Genomic DNA, 17,882 nt, shown 5'->3' on the forward strand with positions numbered 1-17,882 from the left:
GGATCAACGTGCTGTTCGCGATGCTCCGCGACGGCACCTTCTACGAACCCAGAACCCCACGCCTCGCTTGACGAAAGACATAGAGGCACCCCCCCCGCGTCGCCGTTCGTCGCGGCTCGCTGCCCGGAGCGCGGTGCCCCTGGTGGGGCCGGGCGGGCAGCCCGGTGTGCCCCCCGGTGCACGGGTGTGGTCGGGTGGGGCGCAGGATGGTGGGACCATGGGGCAGGGTGTCCGCACGACAGCGAGGCGAGGCGATAGATGAGCTCGGGGTTCGACGGCCGGACCGGCCGGCAGGGCAAACTCTCCCGGTGGCTGCGCGGACGCCGTCCGCAGGAGGCGGTCGACGGGACGGACCGCGAGGCCCTGCTGCTCGCCGCCGCCGAGGCAGGACTGCCGCTCGCGCCCGCCGCGCACCCCGCCCCCGGCTACCGCTGCTCCTGCGACCGCGTCGGCTGTCCCACCCCCGCCCGGCACCCCGTGTCGTTCGCCTGGCAGACGCAGTCCACCACCGACCGCGCCCAGATCGAGCGCTGGGCCCGGCACCAGCCGCAGGCGAACTTCATCACCGCGACCGGCATGACGCACGACGTCCTCGACGTGCCGCTGGAGGCCGGCCTGGAGGCGCTGGAGCGGCTGGAGGCCGGCGGCGTCGAGGTCGGCCCGGTCGCCGAGAGTGACGACGGCCGCATGCTGTTCTTCACCCTCACCCGGGGCACGCCCGAGGACGAGGACGAGTGGTGGCCCTGCGAGCTGGACTGCCATCCCGAGACGATGGACGAGCACCCGGGCCTGCGCTGGCACTGCCGCGGCTCCTACGTGCTCGTACCACCCGCGCGGCTGCCCGGCGACGACGACCGGCGGGTGCGCTGGGTACGGGGCCCCGAACACGCCCTGCCCGACCCGCTCAGCCTGCTGGAGATCCTCACGGACGCCTGCGCCCGCCACCACCCCGGCACCACCCGCGAGACCTGGCCCCTGCGCCACTGACCGGTCCCGGGCTCCGGCCGCCCGTGCCGGGGACCGCCGGCTACCCGCCCTGCGCCGCCGTCAGACCCTGGACCCGGCCCAGCAGGGAGACGTCACCGCCGCCCTTCACCGGGTCGAGGGCCGCCTCGTTGGAGACGGACTCCAGGGTCAGGGACTGCTTGACCTCGCCCTTCGTCAGGGCCTGCACGTCCTTGTTCGGGATCGGCACCGTCGTGCCCGCCGCGGCCGTCCGCTTCTCGAAGTGGCGCGAGGCGAAGAACACCAGCGCCCCGCCGTCCGCCGTGCGCAGCGCCAGCGGGGCGTAGTCGCCGTTCGTCAGCGGCTTGTCGACGTACTGCGTCGCGAGGCCCGGCCGGCTCGCCTCCTTCGCCCGCGACGCCCGCCACCCGCTGGTGTGCGCGCCGTCCGCGAAACCGCTGCCGCCGTCCTGGAGGTACGTCGTGTACCGCTTGCTCAAGTCCCCGGGCGATACGGCCAGTTCGGACGAGTCAGCCGGTACGGTCTCGGCCCGCCCCTCCGCGTCCTTCGCGAACTCGGGCACCGCGTCCGGCGCGAGCAGCGTCAAGTACGCCACCTGGAACGGCTCGTCGAGCCCGCCGCGCGTGAACACCAGCAGCCAGCGGACGTTCCCGCCCTTGTTGCCGCGGGCGTCGGCGACGAACCAGCGCGGCCAGCCGGCCTTCGCGGGGATGGTGAACTTCGCGTCGGTCAGCGTCAGCGGCACGTACGAGCCGTTGCCCGCCGGGCTGTTGGCGTGCCCCGCGTCCAGCCGGGCGCCGTCGATGTCGGCGAGCGCCCCGGTGACGTGGTCCGCGTCCAGCGAGCGGTCGTACGCCTTGTCCGCCGCGTTGTACGCGTCCGTGAACCGCTCCAGCGCCCGCGCCGCCTCGGCCTTGGTGGCGGCGGGCAGCACCTCGCGCTCCCCGTGCACCACCACACAGCCGCTCGCGGTCAGCGACAGAGCGGTCAGCGCCGCCGCGGCAAGGGAGTTCCGGTCACGCCTGCGAAGCCTTCGAGGGCTGCGATCCCTGGTCATCAGGTGCCTTCACCTTCCCCTTCCCGGAGGGGAACCCTACCGGGGCGAAGAAGATCACGAGCGTCGGGACCAGGTACAGCAGCCACACCGTGACCTGGACGACGGTCGGGTCCGGCTGGAAGTTGAACACGCCCTTGAGGAGCGTGCCGTACCAGCTGTCCGGCGGGATGGTGTCGCTGATGTCGAAGGCCAGGGTTCGGATGCCCGGGATCCAGTTGGCCTCCTGGAGGTCGTGGAAGCCGTACGCGAGCACGCCCGCCGCCACGACGACCAGCATGCCGCCGGTCCAGGTGAAGAACTTGGCGAGGTTGATCCTCAGCGCGCCGCGGTAGAACAGCCAGCCCAGCAGGACCGCGGTGGCCAGACCCAGCGCGACGCCGATCAGCGGGCGCGGCGTGCCGTCGCTCGCCGCGTGCACCGACGCCCACACGAACAACGCGGTCTCCAGTCCCTCGCGGCCGACGGCCAGGAACGCCGTCGCCACCAGCGCGCCCGTGCCCATCGCGAGCGCGGCGTCCAGCTTGCCGTGCAGCTCGGACCTGAGGTGCCGGGCGGTGCGGCGCATCCAGAACACCATCCACGTCACCAGGCCGACCGCGACGATCGACAGCGAACCGCCGAGCGCCTCCTGCGCCTCGAACGTCAGTTCCTGGGAGCCGAATTCGAGCGCGCAGCCGAAGCCCATCGCGATGGCGACGGCGATGGCGATGCCGGTCCAGATCGGCCGCAGGGCGTCCCTGCGGTCGGTCTTGACCAGATAGGCGATCAGGATGCAGACGACGAGGCTGGCTTCCAGTCCCTCGCGCAGGCCGATCAGGTAGTTGGAGAACACGGGCTACGCCTCCTCGGACAGCAGTGTGCGCCCCCACCAGTCGTCCGTGTCGCGGACGCCCGGCGGGACGGCGAACACGGCCGAACCCACGTGCTGGATGTACTCGTTGAGCGCGTCCTGGGCGGACAGCCGGCGCTGGAGCGGGATGAACCCCTTGCGGACGTCGCGCTGGTAGGCCAGGAAGAACAGGCCCGCGTCGAGCCGGCCGAGGCCGTCGGTGCCGTCGGTGAAGGAGTAGCCCCGGCGCAGGATGGTGATTCCGTCGTTGGAGTCGGGGTGGGCGAGGCGGACGTGGGCGTCCGGCTTCATCGCCTTCAGGAACGGCGCGTCGTGCTCCTTGGCCTTGCCGACGGGGGCGCCCTCGCCCTTGTCGCGGCCGAACACGTCCTCCTGCTCCTGGAGCGACGTACGGTCCCAGGTCTCGATGTTCATGCGGATGCGGCGGGCGACGAGGTACGAGCCGCCGGTCATCCAGGCGGGTCCGTCGCCCTCGCCGGCCCACACGTACTTCGTGAGCCGGTCGGTCTCGGTGCCCGCGATGTTGCGGGTGCCGTCCTTGAAGCCCATGAGGTTGCGCGGGGTCTGGGCGTCGGGGGTCGTCGACGAGGTCTTGCCGAAGCCGAGCTGGGACCAGCGGATGGCGACCGTGCCGAAGCCGATGCGGGCCAGGTTGCGGATCGCGTGCACGGCGACCTGCGGATCGTCCGCGCACGCCTGGATGCACAGATCGCCGCCGGTGCGGGCGCCGTCGAGGTTGTCGCCGGGGAACTTCGGCAGGTCGGCCAGGGCCGGGGGCCTGCGGTCGGCGAGGCCGAACCGCTCGAACAGGGCGGGCCCGAAGCCGATGGTGAGGGTGAGCCGCGAGGGCTTGAGCCCCAGGGCCTCGCCGGTGTCGTCCGGGGGCGCCTCGGCGAGTCCGCCGTAGGCGCCCTCGCCGACGGTGTGCCCGGCGGTCATCCGGCGCGCGGCCCGCGTCCAGTCCTTGAGCAGTTGGACGAACTCGGCGCGGTCGTCGGTCTTCACGTCGAACGCGGCGAAGTGCAGTCTGTCCTGCACCGGGGTCGCGATGCCGGCCTGGTGGGCGCCGTGGAACTCGACCGCGGCGCCGGTGTCGGCGGCGGCCGGGTCGGCGTCCTCGCCGACGCGGGTCATGGCGACAGCGCCGCCCGCCGCGGCGGCGCCGAGCGCGAGCCCGGCACCGCCCCAGCCGATCAGCGCGCGGCGCGAGGGGGCGCCGCCGCCCTGGTTCTCGGTCATGGTGGGTCCTACTTCGTGACGACGGCCGCGGCGAGCTTGGACAGCGGTTCCGCGAGGGCGTTCACCGCGTCCGACAGCTCCTTGCGCTGATCCTTGGTGACCTTGTCGTACGAGACGAAGTCGTACGAGGTCTTGTCCGTGCGGTACTTGTCCAGCAGCGTGTCGAGCGCCGTGAACTGCTTGTCGAGTTCGGTGGTGAGCGCGGAGTCGTTCTTGGCGGCGACCGGCTTCAGCAGCTCGTACGCCTTCTGGGCGCCCTCGACGTTGGCCTTGAAGTCGACGAGGTCGGTGTGCGAGTAGCGGTCCTCCTCGCCGGTGACCTTGCCGGTGGCGACCTCGTCGAGCAGCTCCTTGGCGCCGTTGGCCATGGAGGTCGGGGTGATCTCGGCCTTGCCGACGCGGGTCTGCCAGTCCTTCAGGTCCGTCACCAGCTCGTCGGCGAGGGCCTTGTCCTCGTCACCGATCTTCTTGTCCTCCCAGAGGGACTTCTCCAGGCGGTGCCAGCCGGTCCACTTCTGGCCGTCCTCCAGGCCGTCCGCGCGGGTGTCGACCTTCGGGTCGATGTCGCCGAAGGACTCGGCGACCGGCTCGGTGCGCTCCCAGCCGAGGCGCGAGGGCGCGTACGCCTTCTTCGCGGCCTCCAGGTCGCCGTCCTTGATCGCCTTCACGAAGGTCCCGACGAGCGGCAGCGTCTGGTCGGCCTGGTCCTGGGCGTACTGGCGGTAGTCGGCGACGGCCTTGTCGAGCTGCGGGTCGCGCTTGGCGACGGAGCCGCCGGTGACCGTGAGCTTCTGGCGCACGCCGTGGCCCTTCATGCCCGGGCGGCAGGCGATCTCGTACGAGCCGGCCTTGACCTCGGCGGTGAGCGTGTACTTGGTGCCCGGGCCGATGTTCTCCTTCTCGGAGACGATCCGGTCGTCCGGGAAGACGATCTCGACCTCGGTGGCCCTGGAGCCCTTGTTCTCGATCTGGAGCGTGACCTGGCCGGCCGGGACCGACTTGGCGGAGGTGTCGCAGGTGGAGTCGGCCGCGGTGACCTTGATGGCGTCACCGTCCTTCGCGTCGCTCTTCGCGGTACAGGCCGTGAGGGCGGTCAGAGCGGCCACCGTGGCGGCGGCGGAGACGGTGAGTCGGACGGCTCGCATGCGGGCTCCAGGAAGCGGGAACATGGTGGACGTGCTGTAGTGAGGCTGCCCTAACTTACATGAGGCTTACCTCACTAATACCCGCCCGGATCGTGATTCGTCTCTCACGAAAAGATCACAGGCACGGCTTGATCTCGACGGCTCAAAACCGGCACCAACGGCGGGCAAAGGGAGGGTCAAGGAAGGCGTTTCGGGGCGACGACGACGGCTCCGGTGCGGGGGTGCGGGTACACCTCGACGGGATGGCCGTACACCTCCGACAGCAGGGGCTCGGAGAAGACCCCGGAGGGCGGGCCGTGGGCGACGACACGGCCGGCGCGCAGGACGGCGACGTGGTGCGCGTAGGCGGCGGCGAGGGCGAGGTCGTGCAGGACGACGACCACGGCGTCACCGGCGTCCGCGCGCCGCCGGCACAGTCGGAGCACCGACTCCTGGTGCCGGAGGTCGAGGGCGGCGGTCGGCTCGTCCAGCAGGAGCAGGGGCGCCTGTTGGGCCAGGACGCGGGCGAACGACACCCGGGCGCGCTCGCCGCCGCTGAGCGCGGAGAAGGGGCGGGCGGCGAGGGCGGTGACCTCGGCCGCGGCCATTGCGTCGGCCACCGCGCGGTCGTCCGCGGCGGGGTCGGCGGGGTGCGGGGCGCGGCCCATCCGGACCACCTCGGCGACCGTGAACGGGAAGGACAGGGTGGCCGACTGGGGGAGTACGGCGCGGCGCAGGGCGAGTTCGGCGGGGGACCACCGGGCGGCGGTCCGCCCGTGGATCCGCACGGCGCCCTCGGCGACCGGGACGTCCGCGGCGAGGGCACCCAACAGGGTGGACTTCCCGGCCCCGTTGGGCCCGACGAGCGCGAGCAGCCGTCCGGCGCGGGCGGCCAGGTCCACCCCGTGCAGCACGGGCCGCCCTCCCAGGCGCACCCCGACCCCGACGGCCTCGACGAGCACGTCACCGGGTGCGGGACGGGAAGGGGGCGGGGGGCGACGGGGAAGCCCCTTGAACCCCTTGAACCCGTTGAATCCGTTGAATCCGGTCACGCCCAACCTCCTTGGCGGCGGCGGGTCCTGTGGAGGAGCCAGAAGAAGACGGGGCTGCCCAGGAGGGCGGTGAGGACACCGAGCGGAAGCTCCGCGGGGGCCGCCGCCGTACGGGACGCCACGTCCGCCGCCAGCAGGACCAGCGCCCCGAGCAACGCACTGCCCGGGAGCAGGAACCGGTGCCCGGGCCCCGCCGCCATCCGCAGCAGATGCGGTACGACCAGTCCCACGAACCCGATGATCCCGGACACGCTGACCGCCGCCGCCGTCAGCAGGGCGATCACCAGGACCAGCACCAGCCGCAGCCGCTCCACGTCCACCCCCAGGTGCCGCGCGGGCCGTTCGCCGAGCGCGAGGAGGTCGAGCCGCCGCGCGTACCGCGGCGCGAGCGCCAGCCCGGCCACCGCGCACGGCAGCACCGCGAGCACCTTGGGCCAGGTCGCCTGGGAGAGCGAGCCGAGCTGCCAGAAGGTGATCCGGCTGACGGCGGCGGTGTCCGCGAAGAACAGGAACAGCCCGATCAGCGCCCCCGAGAAGGCGTTCACCGCGATCCCGGTGAGGATCAGCGTCACGACCTCCGTACGGCCCCCGGAGCGCGACATCCCGTACACCAGCAGCACGGTGGCGAGCCCGGAGCCGAACGCGAACGCGGACACCGTCCAGGTGCCCAGGAAGTCCAGCCCGAACGCGATCGTGCCCACCGCCCCCACCGCCGCCCCCGACGAGACGCCGATGACGCCCGGTTCGGCGAGCGGATTGCCGAACACGCCCTGCATCAGCGCCCCCGCGCACCCGAGCGACGCGCCGACGAGCAGCGCGAGCGCGATCCGCGGGAAGCGCACGTCCCACAGGACGGACTCCGGCACCCGCTCCAGCGCCGTCCCGCCGAGCCCGGCCCGGTGCAGCACGGAGGCGAGCACGTCCCCGGTCGGGATCGGATAGGCGCCGAGCCCGGCGGCGACCGGGACGAGGACCAGCAGGGCGGCGACCAGCGCGGCGGTCAGCAGCCACGCCGTCGTACGCTGGCGCCGGGCGGGAACGGGAGCGGCCGTCCGCCCGACGGGCCTGTCGGTGACGGTCATTCGGCGTCACCCCCGTACAACTGCCGTACCACCGACGCGAGCACCCGGTCGGTGCGCGGGCCGTAGGAGAGGAGCACCCCGTCCTCGACGGACACGACCCGCCGGTGCATCCCGGCCGGTGTCTGCGCGACCCCCGGGATCGCCACCAACCCGTCGACGCCGCCCACGGATTCGAGCCCCTTGGTCATCACGAGGATCGCGTCGGGCGCGGCCCGCGCGAGGGCCTCGGTGGTGATCGCGGTGAAGTCCCCGTCCAGTCCGGACGCCGCCCCCGCGTCCACCGCGCCGGCCGCCTCCAGCAGCGAGGTGGCGCCCGAGTCCCGGCCGCCGATCAGATACACGGAGGCGGAGCCGCGCAGATAGAGGAAGGCGACCCGGGGCGCGTGCTTCTCGTGGGGGACCGTCCGGCGCACGGCGGCGATGCGCCGCTCGGAACGCCGGGTCAGCTCGGCCCCGGCGGACGGTACGCCGAGCGCGCCGGCGACGGCCCGGATGCGCGGGCCGACGTCGTCCAACTCCCGGGCCGGGCCGACCACGAGGACGGGGACGCCCGCGTCACGGATCTGGTCCATGGCCTCGCGCGGTCCCGTGGTCGTCTCGGCGAGGACCAGGTCGGGTTCGAGCGACAGCACGCCCTCGGCGGAGACGTCGTGGTTGCGGGTGACGACCGGGAGCCCCGCCGCCTGCGCGAACGTGGCGGTGATGTCGCGGGCCACCACCCGGTCGCCCAGCCCGAGCGTGAACACGATCTCGCTGAGGCCGCCGGAGAGCGGGACGACGCGCCGGGCCCGGCGCACGGTCACCTCCCGGCCGTCGGCGGAGGACACGGTGACGGGGAGGTCCGGCGCCGGGGTGCCCGCCAGGGGCTCGACGCGGTCGGCCGGCGTCGCGGGCGCGGCGGTGGGCGCCGCCCCCGGTGGGCCGCCGCAGCCGGTCGCGGCGAGGGCGAGGGCGAGCACGGAGACCACTGCTCCCGCCAGTCGGATGCGCAAGCGTCGCACGGTTCCGTCCCGTTCCCTTCGGTCGCTTCCCTCCACTGCTCCGCAAGCTTAGGTTAGCCTTACCTTCGTTCGCTACCGGCAGTCGTCTCCGGAGGACCTTCCATGCCCGCGCGCCTCCGCGCCCTCGTCACCGTGCTGTGCGCGGTGCTGCTGGGCGCCCTGCTCCCGGCCGCCACCGCGCACGCCGCGAGCCGCACCGTGCAGGGGGGCCGCCTCGACTGGGGTGTGCGGTCGTCCTTCCAGAGCTATGTCACCGGGCCCATCGCCCGAGGGAGTTACTCCCTCACCGGCGGCGCGGCGACCGTGGGCGGCAGCCAGTTCCGCTTCCCCTCGGCGAGGGGCACGTACGACGGCGCCACGGGGGCCTTCACGGCCGCGTTCGCCGGCGGCGTCCACTTCACCGGCCACCGCGAGGCCGACGGCTCCTACCGGCTCGACCTCGCCCTCAGCCGCCCCACCGTCCGGATCTCCGGCGCGCGGGGCACGCTCTACCTGGACGTCACCAGCAGGGCGAGGGGCACCGGGACGGTCACGACGTCCGCACAGGTGCCCTTCGCCTCCCTCGCGCTGGACGGCATCACCATGAAGGGCGGCGGCACCCGCGTCGTCCTGAACAACGTGCCCGCGACGCTCACCGCGCAGGGCGCCACCTCCTTCGCCGGCTACTACACCGCGGGCACCGCCCTGGACCCGGTGAACCTCTCGGCGGACGTCCTGCCGGCCGCCGGGGCGACACCCGTCCCCGCCACGTCGCCGGAGAACAAGGCCCCGGAGAACAAGTCCCCGGAGAAGAAGCCGCGTTCCCGCCCCGGCGCGATCGAGGACGGCGCCGTCGACTGGGGCGTGCGCCGCACCTTCCGCGAGTACGTCACCGGCGACATCGCCCGGGGGGAGTGGACCCTGAGCGGCGGCGCCCAGGACGGCGGCGCCCTCTTCCGCTTCCCGCGGGGCGAAGGGACGTACGAGAAGGGCGAGTTGACCGCCGCCTTCCGCGGCACCGTCCGCTTCACCGGCGCCCACGGCCTCGATCTGCGCATCGGCGCCGTACGGGTCACCGTGCGCGACGGCAGGGGCACCCTCCTCGCCGACGTCACCGGCGGCGGCTCCAGCGGCCGACAGGTCCCGCTCGTCACCTTCACCGCCGGGGACCTCACCGCCCACGACGGCCTCGCCCGGGTGACCGAGGCCCCCGCGAAACTCACCGCCGAGGGCGCGAGGGCCTTCGGCGGGATGTACCGGCCGGGCACGGACATGGACCCGGTGTCCCTCGCCGTCGCCCTCACCGGCGACGCCCGGCTGCCAGCCCTGCCCGACCCGGGCAGCGCCCCCGACCCCACCGGCACGCCCACGTCGGCCGCCCCGCCGCCGGCCGCGACCGGCACGCCACGTCCCGTGGCGAACGCCACCGGCGACCGCGGCACCCCCGTCCTGCCCCTCTCCCTCGCGGCCGCCGCCCTGCTGCTGGTCTGCGGAGCCGGCGCGTTCGCGCTGCGTCGGCGCCGTGCCCGCCGGGCCGCCGCCGAGGACTGACCCACACCCACGACCGAGGAGACGGAAACCCACCCATGCGCCCCACCACGTCCAGACGCCTCGCCCTCACCGCGGCCGTCGCGGTCGCCCTGGGGGCCGGAGCCCTCACGGCCGTCACGGCCACCACCGCCTCCGCCGCCGAAGTCCCGCTCGCCGGGTACGAGTTGACCTGGGGCATCAAGCAGTCGTACCGCTCCTACGTCACCGGCTTCGCCCAGGGCACCTTCACCCCCGCCGACGGCGCCTCCCAGGCCGCGGGCAACGGGCCCTTCACCTTCACGGGCGGCACCGGCACCTACGACAGCACCACCCACACCCTGCGCCTGGCCTTCCGGGGGACGCTCACCGTCGAGTCGACGGCGCACGGCTTCACCCGGGTGCTGTCCGACCTCCGGTACGACAGCGCGGACGGCGTCCTCACCGCCGACCTCGTCGCGGACGGCGGCGCCACGCAGCAGGACGTACCGCTCGCCGAGGTCGCCCCGCCGACCGGCCGGGACCTGACCGGCCTCGGCACCACGCTCACCACCGAGGCGGGCGCGTTCCTCGGCTCCGCCTCGTACGCGGGCACGGCGGGCGATCCCCTCTCGGTGGTCGAGAACCCCACGACCCCGCCGCCGAGCCCCTCCGACCCGCCCACCACGTCACCGAGCCCGAGTCCGAGCCCCAGCGCGTCCGCCTCCCCGACCCCGTCCGCCTCCCCGACCCCGTCGGCCACCACGAGCACCGGCCCCGGCCCCACCGCCTCCCCGACCCCCACCGGGTCCGTGCCGCCCGCCGCCGAGGGCGAGTTGGCCGACGGCACGCTCACCTGGGGCGTGAAGGAGTCCTTCCGCACCTATGTCGTGGGCCCGGTCGCCAAGGGCACGATCACTGTCTCCGGCGGCGCCGAACAGGCCCCCGGCAACGGGGTGTTCACCTTCGGCGACGCGACCGGCGACTACCACACCGACGCCGGCACCCTCACCGCCGCCTTCGCGGGCGCGGTGACCTTCAAGGGCCATGAGGAAAACGGGAGTTACGGCCTCGACCTCACCCTCGACAACCTCCGGGCGCACCTCGACGGCGGCACCGGCGAGCTGACCGCCGACGTGAACAGCCTCGGCACGGAGACCGACGACGTCGTGCTCGCCGACCTGAAGACCACGTCCGCCGACCTCACCGCCGTGGACGACGTCATCACCCTGGACGACGTCACCGCGACCCTCACCGACGCCGGTGCGGAGGCGTTCGGCGGCTTCTACCCGAAGGGCACCGCCCTCGACCCGGTCGACCTGTCCGTGGCCCTGACCGACGACGCCCGACTCCCGCCGGGCGGCGGCCGGTCGGGCACCGGAACGACCGGCGGGAGCGGCACCGGGGGCACGGGCACGGGCGGCACCGGCCCCGCGAGCGGCGGCGTCACCGGCTCCACCACGGGCGGTGCCACCGGCAGCCTCGCCGCCACCGGCGCCGCCCTCCCCGCGACGGCGCTCGGGGGAGCGGCGGCGGTCGCCGTGGCGGCGGGCGCGGGCGTGCTGGTCGCGACGCGCCGCCGCACCGCACGCTGAGCGGCAGCGGCGGCGAGCGGTGGAGGAACACGCTCGCCGCCGCGGTGGTGTTGGATGCCCCCGTGACTCATTACGACGTGCTGCGCGTCTTCTGCGGACCGAGCGGCGGGTACGGCAACGAACTCGGCGTCGTCCGGGACGGTTCGGTCCTGCCGGACCGGGACGACCGCCAGGAGTTCGCGGCCAAACTGGGCTTCAGCGAGACCGTGTTCGTGGACGATCCCGAGCGCGGGGTCATCGACATCTACACTCCCACCCTGCGGCTGCCCTTCGCCGGGCACCCCTGCGTCGGCACGGCCTGGCTGCTCGACGTGCCCGAACTCGTCACCCCCGCCGGGGTCGTCGGGGTCCGCCTCGACGGCGAGTTCAGCTGGATCGAGGCCCGCCCCGAGTGGGCGCCGCCGCGCACACTGCGCCAGTACGCCACGGCCGCCGAGGTCGATGCGCTGACCGTGCCGCCGCCCGGCGAGTGGCTGTACGCGTGGGCCTGGGAGGACGAGGCCGCGGGGCGGGTGCGGGCCCGTGCCTTCCCCGGCCGGGACGACGGCATCGAGGAGGACGAGGCCACGGGCGCGGCGGCCCTCCTGCTCACCGACCGGCTCGGCCGCGCCCTCAACATCCGCCAGGGCAGGGGCTCCCAACTCCTCACGGCACCCCAGCCGCACGGCTGGGTGGAGGTGGGCGGCCGGGTCTACCTGGAACGCCAACCGGAACACTGAGGTGTCACGGTGGAGCGTTCACGCGCTGAGGGGGAACTCCTCCCCCAGGGCGCGGAAGACCTCGGTGTTCAGGGTGAACGCCCTGTTGCACTCGGCGACGATCCGCTGCCGCTCCAGGTCGTCCGCGGCCACCGCGTCCAGCAGCTCGCGGTAACCCCGCTTGAACGCGGCGGGGTTGGGGATCTCCTCGAACACGTAGAACCGGACCCCGTCGCCCTTCTTCGCGAAGCCCCACGTCCGCTCCGCGCGGTCCCGGATGATCTGCCCGCCGGACAGGTCGCCGAGGTAGCGGGTGTAGTGGTGCGCGACATAACCACCGGGCCACTCCTCGGCGCACTCCCGCACCCGCGCCGCGTACGCCTCCGTCTCCGGCAGCGCGCTCAGCCCCGCTCGCCAGCCCGGCCCCCGCAGATGCTCCAGGTCCCGCTCCAGCGAGCCGAGCCGCAACAGCTCCGGGCGGACGAAGGGCCCCGCCACCGGGTCCGCCGCCAGCCTCCCGGCCCCGGCCTCCAGCGCCTCGTACACGAACCACAGCTGCTCCGTGTACCGCGCGTACGCGTCGACGCCCAGCCTGCCGCCGAGCAGGTCGCCCATGAACGTCGAGTTCTCCGCCGCCACGTGCTGCTCGTGGGACGCGGTGCGGATGAGTGTCGAGAAGGAGTCCATGGGACATATCTTCTAAGGTAAGGCTTACCTAAGTCAATGCTTTTGCCGACGTCATGTCGGTAAAAGCGTACAAGAAGAGGCCCGCCCTCCACAGAGAGCGGGCTCTCCCGGTGACCCGGGCGGACGAGGGGGCAGACGGGGTCAGGGCAGCGTGAGGACGTCCGCGCCCGTCTCCGTCACCACCAACGTGTGCTCGAACTGGGCCGTCCGCCGACGGTCCTTGGTCACGACGGTCCAGCCGTCGTCCCACATGTCGTACTCGTGGGTGCCGAGCGTCAGCATCGGCTCGATCGTGAACGTCATCCCGGGCCGCATCACGGTCGTCGCGTGCGGGCTGTCGTAGTGCGGGATGATCAGGCCGGAATGGAACGACGTGTTGATGCCGTGACCGGTGAAGTCGCGCACCACGCCGTAGCCGAAGCGCTTGGCGTACGACTCGATGACCCGGCCGATGACATTGACCTGGCGGCCCGGCCGGACCGCCCTGATCGCCCGGTCCAGGGCCTCGCGGGTCCGCTCCACCAGCAGCCGCGACTCCTCGTCGACGTCCCCGACCAGGTACGTCGCGTTGTTGTCGCCGTGCACGCCGCCGATGTACGCCGTCACGTCCAGGTTGACGATGTCGCCGTCGCGCAGCACCGTCGAGTCCGGGATGCCGTGGCAGATCACCTCGTTGACGCTGGTGCACAGTGACTTGGGGAAGCCGCGGTAGCCGAGCGTGGACGGGTAGGCGCCGTGGTCGACCATGTAGTCGTGGGCCACCTTGTCCAGCTGGTCCGTGGTGACGCCCGGCGCGATGATCTTCGCGGCCTCCGCCATCGCGCGCGCGGCGATCCGGCCCGCGAGACGCATCGCCTCGACCGTCTCCGGGGTCTGCACCTCCGGCCCGGTGTACGGCGTCGGCGCGGGCTTGCCGACGTACTCGGGGCGGCGGACGTTCCCCGGTACCGAACGGGTGGGGGACAGTTCCCCCGGTACGAGCAGCGACTGGCCAGACATGCCAGCGAGTCTAACCAGCGGACATGGGGGAACATGTCGGTGGCGAGAGGAGCTGGTCATGGCCCTGTTCAAGAAGCGCACGGTCGGCAAGCCCGGTGAGTGGTACTACTGCCTGGAGCACAAGAAGGTCGAGGAGGGGCCGGAGTGCCCCGCCAAGGACCGCTTCGGCCCCTACGCCACGCGGGCGGAGGCCGAACACGCGATGGAGACGGCCCGCGAACGCAACCTCCAGTGGGAGAACGACCCCCGCTGGCACGACGCGTCCGCCGGCGGCGCCGCCAACGAGGAGAGCTGACCGGAACCGACCACCCGACCGGGTGAGCTGCCGTACGCGTGTTCGGGGTACGGCTAGGGCGTGTTTCGAAAGTGGCGCCGTCCGCCCGGAGGGCGGGGCCCGCGGCGTCTGGTGCGTGCAGTCGCAAGGCAGAGGATCGCCCTCGTACTGGATGTACTCGGGCGTTCCGACAACGCGGCGAGTGTGCGTGCCAGGCGTCGCGGGCCAGGCGGGACTTCCGAAACACGCCCTAGGCCGGGCTGGGGGCGTCGGTCGAGCGTCGGGCCCGCAGCCGGGTCGCGTGCTCGTCGGTGCGGACGTCGTAGCGCATCAGGGCCGGCAGGCACAGGGCGAGCAGCCCCACCGCGCCCGCGCAGGCGAGGCCGCCCGACCAGACCGACGTCCGCACCCCCGTCCACGCGGCGAGGCCGCCCGCCCGGACCTGGCCGAGCTGGGGCCCCACCGAGTACGACAGCAGCTCGATCCCGGCGAGTCGGCCGCGCAGCTCGTCCGGGATCGTCTGATTCCACATCGCGGACCGGAAGATCCCGCTGACCATGTCGAACCCGCCGCCCAGCGTGAGGAACAGCAGCACGAGCCACACGTTGCCGCAGGCGCCCGCGGCCGCCACCGACAGCCCCCACAGCGCGGCCGAGACCGCGACGACGGCGCCGTGCCGGTGGACACGCGCGGTCCAGCCGCTGGTCAGCGTCACCAGCAGGGCACCGGCCGGCAGCGTGGCGTACATCAGTCCGAGCGCCCACTCGGCGTGCAACTCGTCGGCCAGGAACGGCAGGACGGCGATCGGCATGGCGAGCAGCATCGCCGCGATGTCGACGACGTAGGTGCCGAGCAGCTCCTTGCGGCTCCAGGCGTAGCGGGCGCCCTCCGCGATCGCCCGCAGGGACGGCTTCACGGCGTCGTGGGACGCGGGGGAGGGGGCGATGCGGAGCATCAGGGCGACCGACACGAGGAAGGTGGCGAGGTCGGCGGCGTAGGCCCAGCCGAGGCCGGCGTACGCGACGACGACACCGGCGAGGGCGGGTCCTGCGACGCCGCCGACCGTCCAGCGCAGGGAGTTGAGCGCCGCCGCGGCGGGGAGGTGCTCGTGCCGCACGATCCGGGGCCACAGCGAGTCCAGCGCGGGGCGTTGCACGGCGCCCACGGCGGAGGTGAGGGCGGCGACGACGTACAGCGGCCAGACGGCCGGGCCCGGGAGCAGTGCGTTGAGCAGCAGGACCGCGCTCAGCAGGCCCTGGGCGGCCTCGGTGCGCACGATCAGCTTGCGCTTGTCCAGGGCGTCCGCGAGCGCGCCGCCGTACAGGCCGAACACGACGAGGGGCACCAGCTCGACGGCGCCGATCGCCCCGACCGCCGCGGCGGACCCCGTCAGCTCCTTCACCTGCACGGGCAGCGCGACGAAGGTCAGGAAACTCCCGAAGTTGGTGACCAGCCCCGACACCCACAGCCGCCGGAAGTCACGGGAGGCCCGCCAGGGCGCAAGATCGGGAAACAGATCACGACTGGTCACGACGGCCCATGCTCAACTCCCCGACGTGAGCCCGGCAACCGCTTTTCTGCCCGGCCGGCTCAGTTGGCCCTGGCTCGCTCTCCTGTTCCTGTCGGCGGGTGCTGTGCGGCAGGCACTCCGCCGTGGTCGTTCTGCCGCAGGCAGTTCAGTTGCCGAGTCGGGTGGGTGGGCGGATTACCACGGGGCAGGGGGTGGGGACGTCAGGGCTTCGGTCAGGCGGGTCAGGCGGTCGTGGAAGGTGCGCCGCGCCCTCGGCGCCGGCACCGCGTTCTCCCCGGCCGCCGCGCTCACCAGGTGCTGCACGGTGTCGAGGTCCAGCTCCGCCCCCTCCGGCACGGCCAGCGTCTCGTGCGCCATCGTCCCCAGGTCCCCGCCCCCCGGCCCCACCGCCAGCACCGTCACCCCGGCCCGCCGCGCGTCGTGCACCCGCTCCAGCAGCGCCTCGCCCTCGTCCGGCGCCACCACCAGCAGTGTCTCGCCCCGCCGCGCCGCCTCCAGCCGACCCGGCCCGACCGCGAGGTGCGCCGGGTCCGAGGGGCGCGCGGCATGGCGTACGAGCGTCGGCGCCAGCTCCGGCGTACCCGACCACGCCGCCTCGTCCACCAGGTGCGCCGCCAGGTGCCACGGCTCGTACTCCGGCGTCCCCACCAGCAGCAGCCCGCCCCCGTGCGCCACCACGGACCCCCGCAGCACCCCGGCGAACCGCCGCGTGGCCCCCAGCCACTCCGTCCCGGCGAGCACTTCCCGCAGCAACGCGACCCGTACGGCATCCATGCGACCGCATCCTGCCGCAACCGGGCACTCGTGACGCGGAGTTCACCCCGAATTCGCCCGACCCGGGGAGGCACCCGGGTCACCGCACCGCCACCGCACACCGGCGAGGAGCCGCCCATGACCGACGTCACCGTCCCCTTCCGCGCGGGCCACGGGGGCTACGCCTCGTACCGCATCCCCGCGATCGTCGCCACCCGCACCGGCACCCTGCTGGCCTTCTGCGAGGGCCGAGTGGACTCCCCGCACGACCACGGCCACATCGACATCGTGCTGCGGCGCTCCACCGACGGCGGCCGCACCTGGGACCCGCCCCGGGCCGTCGCCCGCAACGGCGACGGCCTCGCCGGCAACCCCGCGCCCGTCGTCCTCGGCACCGGCCGCGTCCTGCTCGTCCACGTCCGCGCCGCCGCCGGCACCACCGAGGACGCCGTCCTGCGCGGCGAGGTGCCCGCCGCCGACGGCCGCCGGGTGTGGGTCCAGCACAGCGACGACGACGGCACCACCTGGTCCGCGCCCCGCGAGATCACCGGCTCCGTGACCCGCCCCGGCTGGCGCTGGTACGCCACGGGACCCGGCCACGCCCTCCAGCTGAGCACGGGCCGCGTCCTCGTCCCCGCCAACCACACCGCGCCGCCCGCCGACACGGGCACGGGCACAGACACCGACACCCATACGGGGACGGACACCGGTGCCGAGCCCCACCACCACTGCGGCCACTGCCTGCTCAGCGACGACCTCGGCGAGACCTGGTACCTCGGCTTCGTCGACGACAACACCGACGGCTACGTCAACGCCAACGAGACCACCGCCGCCGAACTCCCCGACGGCCGTGTCTACTTCAACACCCGGGACCAGCTCTCCCGGGCCCCCGCCACCCGCGCCGACGCCCACTCCGAGGACGGCGGCCTGACCCTCGTCAAGCCGTACCGCCCGCAGGCCGGCCTCACCGGCCCCGTCTGCCAGGCGAGCGTCCTCCAGCTCCGCGACCCCGACGTCCTGCTGTACTCCGGGCCCGCCGCCCCCCGGCGCCCGCGCCCTGATGACCCTGCGCGCCTCCACCGACGGCGGCACCACCTGGCGCCCGGTCCACACCGTCGACGGGCTGCCCGCCGCCTACTCCGACCTGGTCCGCGCCGACCGCGACACCGTCGGACTCCTCTACGAGACCGGTGACTTCGGCGCCCACGAGACGATCACCTTCCGCCGGGTGCCCGTGACCGCGCTCACGTGACCCGGTACGGGCCCGGCGGCGGACGTAGAGTCGCGGCATGACCTCTACCGACAGTGCACAGCAGCCCGACAGGGCTCCCGTCAAGGATCCCTGGGAGCTGCCCGACGTCTCCGGTCTCGTGGTGGGTGTGCTGGGTGGCACCGGGCCGCAGGGCAAGGGCCTGGCCCTGCGGCTGGCCCGGGCCGGCCAGAAGGTGATCATCGGTTCCCGGGCGGCCGACCGCGCGCGGGCGGCGGC

17 protein-coding genes and 1 pseudogene are annotated in these 17,882 nt (G+C 73.6%); 7 read left to right on the plus strand and 11 right to left on the minus strand.

Translation table 11 applies throughout. The features are described from left to right. Positions 1-258: 258 nt before the first annotated feature. Positions 259-987 (plus strand): bifunctional DNA primase/polymerase, encoded by a 729-nt coding sequence (locus AB0F77_RS41750; RefSeq protein WP_361959579.1) that lies wholly within the window; start codon positions 259-261, stop codon positions 985-987. 40 nt (positions 988-1,027) lie between these two features. Here the strand turns inward: AB0F77_RS41750 and AB0F77_RS41755 are convergent, their stop codons facing one another. From AB0F77_RS41755 to AB0F77_RS41785, 7 genes are all read right to left on the minus strand, one after another. Further along, positions 1,028-2,023, minus strand: a complete 996-nt coding sequence (locus AB0F77_RS41755; RefSeq protein ID WP_361959582.1) for a hypothetical protein — start codon at positions 2,021-2,023, stop codon at positions 1,028-1,030. Then, a complete protein-coding gene (gene efeU / locus AB0F77_RS41760; RefSeq protein WP_361959585.1) occupies positions 1,983-2,855 on the minus strand; it encodes an iron uptake transporter permease EfeU in 873 nt (290 codons plus the stop codon). Before efeU ends, AB0F77_RS41755 begins: the two co-directional genes overlap by 41 nt. Before the next feature lie 3 nt (positions 2,856-2,858). Continuing rightward, a complete protein-coding gene (gene efeB, locus AB0F77_RS41765) occupies positions 2,859-4,112 on the minus strand; it encodes an iron uptake transporter deferrochelatase/peroxidase subunit (protein ID WP_361959588.1) in 1,254 nt (417 codons plus the stop codon). Positions 4,113-4,120: 8 nt separating this feature from the next. After that, positions 4,121-5,257 (minus strand): iron uptake system protein EfeO, encoded by a 1,137-nt coding sequence (gene efeO / locus AB0F77_RS41770; RefSeq protein ID WP_361959591.1) that lies wholly within the window; start codon positions 5,255-5,257, stop codon positions 4,121-4,123. 176 nt (positions 5,258-5,433) lie between these two features. Beyond that, positions 5,434-6,288 (minus strand): heme ABC transporter ATP-binding protein, encoded by an 855-nt coding sequence (locus AB0F77_RS41775; protein WP_361959594.1) that lies wholly within the window; start codon positions 6,286-6,288, stop codon positions 5,434-5,436. After that, a complete protein-coding gene (locus tag AB0F77_RS41780; RefSeq protein ID WP_361959597.1) occupies positions 6,285-7,370 on the minus strand; it encodes an iron ABC transporter permease in 1,086 nt (361 codons plus the stop codon). Before AB0F77_RS41780 ends, AB0F77_RS41775 begins: the two co-directional genes overlap by 4 nt. Then, the gene (locus AB0F77_RS41785) at positions 7,367-8,362 is read right to left on the minus strand and encodes an ABC transporter substrate-binding protein (RefSeq protein WP_361959600.1); all 996 of its coding nucleotides are present in this window, start codon (positions 8,360-8,362) and stop codon (positions 7,367-7,369) included. The genes AB0F77_RS41780 and AB0F77_RS41785 overlap by 4 nt, the downstream gene beginning before the upstream one ends. A 111-nt stretch (positions 8,363-8,473) precedes the next feature. Between AB0F77_RS41785 and AB0F77_RS41790 the strand changes: the two genes are divergently transcribed. The 3 genes from AB0F77_RS41790 to AB0F77_RS41800 all read left to right on the plus strand — a co-directional run bounded on the left by AB0F77_RS41790 (position 8,474) and on the right by AB0F77_RS41800 (position 12,170). Then, entirely contained in the window at positions 8,474-9,901 is a 1,428-nt protein-coding gene (locus tag AB0F77_RS41790) for an HtaA domain-containing protein (protein WP_361959602.1), read from the plus strand. Between the two features lie 35 nt (positions 9,902-9,936). Beyond that, positions 9,937-11,451, plus strand: a complete 1,515-nt coding sequence (locus AB0F77_RS41795; protein WP_361959605.1) for an HtaA domain-containing protein — start codon at positions 9,937-9,939, stop codon at positions 11,449-11,451. Positions 11,452-11,513: 62 nt separating this feature from the next. Next, complete coding sequence (locus AB0F77_RS41800; protein ID WP_361959608.1) at positions 11,514-12,170, plus strand: PhzF family phenazine biosynthesis protein; 657 nt, start codon at positions 11,514-11,516, stop codon at positions 12,168-12,170. An 18-nt stretch (positions 12,171-12,188) separates the two neighbouring features. On the opposite strand, the gene AB0F77_RS41805 is transcribed toward AB0F77_RS41800, so the two are convergent. Together AB0F77_RS41805 and map are read right to left on the minus strand one after the other, a co-directional pair. Further along, positions 12,189-12,836 (minus strand): biliverdin-producing heme oxygenase, encoded by a 648-nt coding sequence (locus AB0F77_RS41805; RefSeq protein WP_361959611.1) that lies wholly within the window; start codon positions 12,834-12,836, stop codon positions 12,189-12,191. 141 nt (positions 12,837-12,977) lie between these two features. After that, complete coding sequence (map, locus tag AB0F77_RS41810; protein ID WP_361959614.1) at positions 12,978-13,835, minus strand: type I methionyl aminopeptidase; 858 nt, start codon at positions 13,833-13,835, stop codon at positions 12,978-12,980. Between the two features lie 58 nt (positions 13,836-13,893). Between map and AB0F77_RS41815 the strand changes: the two genes are divergently transcribed. After that, on the plus strand, positions 13,894-14,130 hold the full coding sequence (locus AB0F77_RS41815) for a hypothetical protein (protein ID WP_361959616.1): 237 nt from the start codon (positions 13,894-13,896) through the stop codon (positions 14,128-14,130). A gap of 229 nt (positions 14,131-14,359) precedes the next feature. Here the strand turns inward: AB0F77_RS41815 and AB0F77_RS41820 are convergent, their stop codons facing one another. Next, a complete protein-coding gene (locus tag AB0F77_RS41820) occupies positions 14,360-15,640 on the minus strand; it encodes an MFS transporter (protein WP_361959619.1) in 1,281 nt (426 codons plus the stop codon). A 174-nt stretch (positions 15,641-15,814) separates the two neighbouring features. Then, complete coding sequence (locus AB0F77_RS41825; protein WP_361959622.1) at positions 15,815-16,414, minus strand: hypothetical protein; 600 nt, start codon at positions 16,412-16,414, stop codon at positions 15,815-15,817. 117 nt (positions 16,415-16,531) lie between these two features. Here AB0F77_RS41825 and AB0F77_RS41830 point away from each other — a divergent pair. Continuing rightward, positions 16,532-17,645 (plus strand): annotated as a pseudogene (locus AB0F77_RS41830) (sialidase family protein). 37 nt (positions 17,646-17,682) lie between these two features. Then, on the plus strand, positions 17,683-17,882 hold a 200-nt coding region (locus AB0F77_RS41835), incomplete at its 3' end, for an NAD(P)-binding domain-containing protein (RefSeq protein ID WP_361959625.1).

The sequence above is a fragment of the Streptomyces sp. NPDC026672 genome, from assembly GCF_040638185.1.
Classification (GTDB): domain Bacteria; phylum Actinomycetota; class Actinomycetes; order Streptomycetales; family Streptomycetaceae; genus Streptomyces.